The sequence below is a fragment of the Pseudoroseomonas cervicalis ATCC 49957 genome, assembly GCF_000164635.1.
GTDB lineage: Bacteria > Pseudomonadota > Alphaproteobacteria > Acetobacterales > Acetobacteraceae > Pseudoroseomonas > Pseudoroseomonas cervicalis.
Genome location: NZ_GG770777.1, coordinates 50,962 through 57,309, shown reverse-complemented (window position 1 = coordinate 57,309; position 6,348 = coordinate 50,962). Strand labels below are relative to the sequence as shown.

The window sequence follows — 6,348 nt, the reverse complement described above, 5'->3', positions numbered from 1 at the left end:
GCCGGCGCTCCACCAGCTCGCCGATCGTCTCGCGCGGCGCCGGGTTGCTGCCGATATCCTCGAGTTCGATGCGCTCATGCGGCAGGGCGCCGCCCTGGTCGGTGCTGTCGGTCATCACTGTCGTCCCGTGCAGGCAGCGCCCCGGGAAGGGCGCCGGAAGCCCGCAGGAACACCGCGCGGCGCGACGCCCTGATGACGGAGAGGTTAAGATTGAATGACGCCGCGCGGGTCGCCCGGCACGGCCGCGCGGCGGGCGAAAAAGGCCGCGATGGTGGCCGCCGCCTGGTCCAGATGCCGCTCCAGCACCGCCACCGCCGCTGCCGCGTCGCCCGCCCCGGCGGCTGCCAGCATGGCGCGGTGGTCGTCCTGCGCCATGTGCTCCCGCCCCTGCGCCGCCAGGTGGAAGCGCAGATAGCGGTCGAAGCCGGCCAGCTCCTGCTCGACCATCGCCAGCATCCGCGCATGGCCGGCGGCGCGGTAGAGCGCCATGTGGAAGCGCCGGTTCAGCTGGCCGAGCAGCGCCGTCTCGGGCTCGCTGTCCATCGCCGCGATCAGCTGCGCCGCCTCGGCCAGGTCGGCCGCGGTCAGGCGCGGGATCGACAGGCGCAGCGCCGCCGGCTCCAGCGCCCGGCGGATCGCATAGCCATCCGCCGCGTCGCGGGCCGAGATCTCGGTCACCACCGCGCCGCGATGCGGCAGCACATCGACCAGCGCCTGCGCCTCCAGCCGGCGCAGCGCCTCGCGCACCGGCATGCGGCTGAGGCCGAAGCGCGCCGCCAGCTCCTCCTGCCGCAGCGCCGTGCCGCCGGCCAGGCGGCCCTCCAGGATCGCCGCCTTCAGCACCGCCTCGACATGCTCGGCCGCCGTGCGGGTGCGCGCGGCGGCCTCGGGGCCGAGCGCCTCCAGGCCAGGGAAGGGTTCCGTCATCCGAAATCCAGCCGTTGATTGGATCCAAGATTACGATATCGTCGCGCGCATCACCAGCCCCGCGAAGGCCCTGCCCATGACCGACACCCCCCAACCCGGCCTGCTGCAGCCGATCCTGGCCGGGGTGCTGGCGGCGGTGGTGGGCTTCGCCTCCTCCTTCACCATCGTGCTCGCCGGCTTCCACGCCATGGGCGCGACGCCGGCCCAGGCTGCCTCCGGCCTGCTGGCGCTCTGCGTCATGCAGGGGCTGGTGGCGCCGCTGCTGAGCTGGCGGCTGCGCATGCCCATCATCACCGCCTGGTCCACCCCCGGCGCCGCCCTGCTGGTGGCGACCGGCCTGCCCGAGGGCGGTTTCCCGGTCGCCGTCGGCGCCTTCCTGCTGGCGGCGCTGCTGATCATCCTGGCCGGGCTGTGGAAACCCTTCGGCCGCTTCGTCTCCTCCATCCCGCCCAGCCTGGCCAACGCCATGCTGGCCGGCATCCTGCTGGAGATCTGCCTGGCGCCGATGCGCGCCGTCGGCGCCATGCCGATGCTGGCCCTGCCGGTCATCCTGGCCTGGGCCCTGGCCTGGCGCTTCGCCCGGCTCTGGGCGGTGCCCTGCGCCGTGCTGGTGGCCGCCGTGCTGATCCTGCTGGCGACGCCTCTGCCCCAGGGCGCGCTGGCCGACCTCGCCCCGCGCCTCGAATGGGTGACGCCCGCCTTCACCGTGAGCGCGGCCATCAGCATCGCCCTGCCGCTCTTCCTGGTCACCATGGCGTCGCAAAACGTGCCGGGCCTGGCCGTGCTGCAGGCCAATGGCTACCGGCCCGCGCCGGGACCGATCTTCACCGCCACCGGCATCGCCAGCCTGCTGATCGCCCCCTTCGGTGCCCATTCCCTGAACCTGGCCGCCATCACCGCCGCCCTCTGCGCCGGGCGCGATTCGCACCCCGACCCGGCGCGGCGCTGGGTGGCCGCCGTCTCGGGCGGCGCCTGCTACGTGCTGCTCGGCCTCGGCGCCAGCTTCGCCGTCGCCTTCATCGCCGCCTCCCCGCCGCTGCTGATCCAGACCGTGGCGGGGCTCGCCCTCCTCGCCACCCTGGGCGGCGCGCTGACCGCGGCGCTCGCCGAGGAAAGGCAGCGCCTGCCGGCGGTCATCACCTTCGCCACCACCGCCTCGGGCCTCGCCTTGTTCGGCATCGGCGCAGCCTTCTGGGGGCTGCTCGGGGGGGTGGCGCTGATGATCCTGGAACGGGCGAAGATCAGGCTCTAAAAAGAAAAACAAGGCCGGGGGAAGGAATTCCCCCGGACCCCCATCTTTTTTCTGTTCCTTGGCGCCCGCTCAGACCACGGGGCTGCGGCCGCCATCCACGTTCAACGCCGTGCCCGTGATGTAGCCGCCGGCCTCGCTGGCCAGGAACAGCGCCGTCGCCGCGAATTCCTCGGGGCGGCCGAGGCGGCCCAGCGGCACGGGCGCGGCCATCTCCTGCTTCCATGCCTCGAAGCTCAGGCCGCGCGGATCCGCCGCATGCCGGCGCACCCACTGGTCGCTCTCGATGATGCCGACCAGCAACGCGTTGACCAGGATGCCGTGCGGCGCACCCTCATGCGCCATCACCTTGGTCAGCGCCATGCCGGCGGCGCGGGAGACGGCGGTGGGCGCGCCCTGCGCCGGCGGCGCCTTGGCGCCGATGTTCAGCACATTGATGATGCGGCCCCAGCGCCGCTCCGCCATGCCCGCCCAGGCGCGGCGCGACAGCCGGATGGCGGCGAACAGCTTCAGGTCCAGATCCTGCTGCCACAGCGAATCGCTCACCTCGGGAAAGGCGCCACGCTGGCTGGTGCCGGCATTGTTGACCAGGATGTCCACCCGGCCCAAAGCCGCCACCGCGCCGTCGAAGGCGGCCTCGCAGCCCTCCGCCGTGGCGATGTCGGCCTGCAGCGGATGCGCGCCGGTCTCGGCCGCGGCCTGCGCCAGCGCCGCCTCGCCCCGCGCCACGATGGCGACCTTCGCCCCGGCCTCGCCGAAGGCGCGCGCCATGGCCAGGCCCAGGCCCTTGGACCCGCCGGTGATCAGGGCCGTGCGACCCTCGAGCGACAATTTCATGCTGGAAACACCCGTCCGGGAAAGATGGTGGTGGTGGGGCGACCTACGGGACTCGAACCCGTGACATCCAAGACCACAACCTGGCGCTCTACCAACTGAGCTAAGGCCGCCACAACCATCTTTCCCCCGCGCCGGTCGACGGCGCCGGGGTGGCGCGGGAGATAATCCGGCGGCCGCCTGCCGTCAACAGGGCAGCGCCGCCGGAGCGTCACAAAGCGTCAGAAGATCAGCTCGCCCGCCATCAGCGCCATCACCAGCACCAGGATGAACAGCAGCAGGAACACGCCGAAGATGATCTTGGCGATGCGCCCGGTGACCGCCGAGACGCCGGTGAAGCCCAGCGCCCCCGCGACGATCGAGATCACCAGGAAGATCAGGGCCCATTTCAGCATCGCGCTCTCCTCTGTCAGAGCCCGCCTGCCGGGCCTGGAGCTGCAACGCGGCAGAAGCGTCGCGGTTCCGGCGGCGCGGCCTAATCGGCCGCCGCCTCGCCGCTGCCGGGGCGGTTCTCCACCATGGCCATCAGCGTGGCCAGCGCATCGGCCTCCTCCGCCGGCTTGTCGGCGCGCAGCCGGGCGATGCGGGGAAAGCGCATGGCGACCCCCGATTTGTGGCGCGAGGACAGCTGCGCCGCGTCGAACACCACCTCCAGCACCAGCGCCTTCTCCACCTCCCGCACCGGGCCGAACCGGGCGGTGGTGTGGTTGCGGATCCAGCGGTCGAGCCAGACCAGCTCCTGGTCGGTATAGCCGGAATAGGCTTTTCCGACGGGCACCAGCTCCCGGCCGCCCTGCCCGTCATCCCGCCACAGGCCGAAGGTGTAGTCGGAATAGGTGCTGCTGCGCTTGCCATGGCCGCGCTGCGCATACATCAGCACCGCGTCGACCGAGAGCGGCGCGCGCTTCCATTTCCACCACAGCCCCTTGGGCCGCCCGGCCAGATAGGGCGCGTCGCCGCGCTTCAGCATCAGCCCCTCGATGCCGGCGGCGCGGGCGCCGTCGCGCAGGCCCCGCAGCTGGTCGAGCGAGGCGAAGGCCACCTGTGGCGAGAGGTCCATCCGTGCCGGCTTCGCGGCCGCGAACCAGGCCTCCAGCCGGTCGCGCCGGGCGTCGAAGGACAGCGGGCGCAGATCCTCTCCCGCCTCGAACAGCAGGTCGTAGAGCCGGAGGCCGACGGGATAGTCGCGCAGCATCTTGGCGCCGACCACCTTGCGGTTCAGCCGCTGCTGCAGATCGGCGAAGGGGGCCACCTCGCCCTCGCGGATCACCAGCAATTCCCCGTCGAGCACGGCGTGGAACTCCATCGCCTCCAGGATCTCCGGGAAGGACTGGGAAATATCCTCGCCGGTGCGCGACCACAGCCGCCGCCCGCCCGGCCCCGCCGAGGCCTGCACCCGGATGCCGTCCCATTTCCACTCGGCGCGGAAGGCGCTGTGGTCCAGCGCCGCGATATCCGGCTCCTCCAGCGGCTGCGCCAGCATGGGCGAGCGGAACACCGGCGCGTCGCGCGGATCGGGCCGCTCCGCGCGACCCTCCAGCCAGGCGAAGAGCGGCAGATAGGGCGGCGCGATGCCGTGCCAGACCTCCTCCACCTCCTCGACCGGCTGGCCCGACCAGTCGGCCAGCGCCTGCCGCGCCAGCCGCCCGGAGGCGCCGACGCGCAGGCCACCGGTCACCAGCTTGATCAGCGCCAGCCGCCCGCCCGGGTCCAGCACATCCAGCCAGCCCTCCAGCAGTGCCGGGATCTCGGCTTTTGGCGCCAGCTCCAGCGCCTCCACCACCTCGGACAAATCGGGCGGCGGGCGGTTCGGGCGCTGCGGCGGCTCGGGCCAGATCAGCGCCACCGTCTCGGCGAAATCGCCGACATAGTCATGGCTCCAGGCCAGCAGCACCGGGTCGACGCGGGTCTTCACCAGCTCCCGCACCAGGGAGGGCTTCGCCGCACTGAAAGCAAGCTCGCCGGCGATGGCGGCGAGGCCGACGCCGCGATCCGGGTCGGGCTGCGTCGCGAACCAGCGCTTCAGCAGGGCCAGCTTGGCGTTGCGCCCGGGGGTGAAGAGCAGCCGCTCCAGCAGCTCGGCGAAGGCGGGCAGGCTCATGCCACGCCCTCCGCGGCCGTGGCGTCCTCGGCGGCGTCCTCCTCCTCCTCGCGCCCGACGAGATGCAAGGCGCGGCCGCGCACGCCGCGCGCGGCCAGCGCATGGATCAGCGCCTCCTCCCGCCCATGCGTCACCCAGACCTCGGGGGCGCCCACCTCGGCGATACTGGAAAGAAGATCGTCCCAGTCGACATGGTCGCTGACGATCAGCGGCAGCTCGACGCCGCGCGCCTTGGCCCGCTGGCGCACCCGCATCCAGCCCGAGGCCAGCGCCGTCACCGGCTCGGCCAGCCGCCTTGCCCAGGGATTGGCCTCGGCCGAGGGGGGCGCGAGCACGATCTCGCCCGGCAGCACGCTCTCGCCGCGCTTCGCCGGGCGCGGCACCGGCCGCAATTCGCCGAGCGGCACGCCGAAGCGCTCATACAGCGCGCACATCGCGGCCTGGGCGCCATGCAGATAGATCGGCCGCTGCCACCCCGCTTGGCGCAGCAGGGCGATCAGCCGCTGGCACTTGCCCAGCGCGTAGCAGCCGACCAGATGCGCCCGCTCCGGGAACAGGACGACGCTGTCCAGCAGCCGGCGGATCTCCTGCGCCACCGGCGGGTGGCGGAACACCGGCAGGGCGAAGGTCGCCTCGGTGACGAAGACGTCGCAGGGCACCGGCTCGAAGGGCGCGCAGGTCGGATCCTCCTGGCGCTTGTAGTCGCCGGAGACGACGATGCGGCTGCCCTGCCATTCCAGCACCACCTGCGCCGAGCCCAGCACATGCCCCGCCGGCACCAGGGTGATGCGCACCCCGTTCTGCACAATCGGCTGATGGTAGCCGAGCGGCATCTGCCGCCGCCCGGCCCGCCCCTCGCCCAGCCGCGCCTGCATGATGGCCAGCGTCTCGGGGGTTGCCAGCACCGCCTCATGGTCGGGGCGGGCATGGTCGGAATGGCCATGGCTGACGATGGCGCGCGCCACCGGCAGGCCGGGGTCGATATGGAAATCCCCGGGCTCGCAATAGAGGCCCTGCGGGGTGGGGCGGATCCAGCTTTCGGGGTGCGGCGCGGGCATGGCGCTGTAACAGCTGGGCAGCGGCAAAGGCTGCGCAAGCCATCGCCCCGCCCGGGGGGGGGCCGGGCGCGCTACCCCGCGTTGGCAGCGAAGGCGCTGGCCGGGGCCCGGCCCGGCACGGCCTCGCCGGCCAGCACGTCGCGCCCGGTACCATGCGCCAGGGCCGCCATCAGCCGGGC

Annotated in this window: 6 protein-coding genes and 1 tRNA gene; 1 reads left to right on the top strand and 6 read right to left on the bottom strand. The window is 72.7% G+C overall.

What is annotated here, in order from left to right; all coding sequences use genetic code 11:
• Positions 1-204: 204 nt before the first annotated feature.
• Entirely contained in the window at positions 205-927 is a 723-nt protein-coding gene (locus HMPREF0731_RS00235; protein ID WP_007001953.1) for a GntR family transcriptional regulator, read from the bottom strand.
• A gap of 76 nt (positions 928-1,003) precedes the next feature.
• Between HMPREF0731_RS00235 and HMPREF0731_RS00230 the strand changes: the two genes are divergently transcribed.
• Entirely contained in the window at positions 1,004-2,179 is a 1,176-nt protein-coding gene (locus HMPREF0731_RS00230; protein WP_007001952.1) for a benzoate/H(+) symporter BenE family transporter, read from the top strand.
• A gap of 69 nt (positions 2,180-2,248) precedes the next feature.
• Here HMPREF0731_RS00230 and HMPREF0731_RS00225 read toward each other — a convergent pair whose 3' ends face one another.
• The 5 genes from HMPREF0731_RS00225 to HMPREF0731_RS00205 all read right to left on the bottom strand — a co-directional run bounded on the left by HMPREF0731_RS00225 (position 2,249) and on the right by HMPREF0731_RS00205 (position 6,169).
• A complete protein-coding gene (locus tag HMPREF0731_RS00225; RefSeq protein WP_007001951.1) occupies positions 2,249-3,013 on the bottom strand; it encodes an SDR family oxidoreductase in 765 nt (254 codons plus the stop codon).
• Positions 3,014-3,047: 34 nt separating this feature from the next.
• Positions 3,048-3,123: transfer RNA gene (locus tag HMPREF0731_RS00220), tRNA-His, on the bottom strand.
• A gap of 108 nt (positions 3,124-3,231) precedes the next feature.
• A complete protein-coding gene (locus HMPREF0731_RS23450; RefSeq protein ID WP_007001950.1) occupies positions 3,232-3,405 on the bottom strand; it encodes a DUF1328 domain-containing protein in 174 nt (57 codons plus the stop codon).
• A gap of 80 nt (positions 3,406-3,485) precedes the next feature.
• Complete coding sequence (locus HMPREF0731_RS00210) at positions 3,486-5,111, bottom strand: cisplatin damage response ATP-dependent DNA ligase (protein WP_007001949.1); 1,626 nt, start codon at positions 5,109-5,111, stop codon at positions 3,486-3,488.
• Positions 5,108-6,169, bottom strand: a complete 1,062-nt coding sequence (locus tag HMPREF0731_RS00205) for a ligase-associated DNA damage response exonuclease (RefSeq protein WP_051014638.1) — start codon at positions 6,167-6,169, stop codon at positions 5,108-5,110. Before HMPREF0731_RS00205 ends, HMPREF0731_RS00210 begins: the two co-directional genes overlap by 4 nt.
• Between the last annotated feature and the right edge of the window lie 179 nt (positions 6,170-6,348).

Bases quoted from the DNA above. Each gene is read 5' to 3' on its own strand.
- HMPREF0731_RS00235 (WP_007001953.1), bottom strand. From the start codon at position 927: ATGACGGAACCCTTCCCTGGCCTGGAGGCGCTCGGCCCCGAGGCCGCC.
- HMPREF0731_RS00230 (WP_007001952.1), top strand. From the start codon at position 1,004: ATGACCGACACCCCCCAACCCGGCCTGCTGCAGCCGATCCTGGCCGGG.
- HMPREF0731_RS00225 (WP_007001951.1), bottom strand. From the start codon at position 3,013: ATGAAATTGTCGCTCGAGGGTCGCACGGCCCTGATCACCGGCGGGTCC.
- HMPREF0731_RS23450 (WP_007001950.1), bottom strand. From the start codon at position 3,405: ATGCTGAAATGGGCCCTGATCTTCCTGGTGATCTCGATCGTCGCGGGG.
- HMPREF0731_RS00210 (WP_007001949.1), bottom strand. From the start codon at position 5,111: ATGAGCCTGCCCGCCTTCGCCGAGCTGCTGGAGCGGCTGCTCTTCACC.
- HMPREF0731_RS00205 (WP_051014638.1), bottom strand. From the start codon at position 6,169: ATGCCCGCGCCGCACCCCGAAAGCTGGATCCGCCCCACCCCGCAGGGC.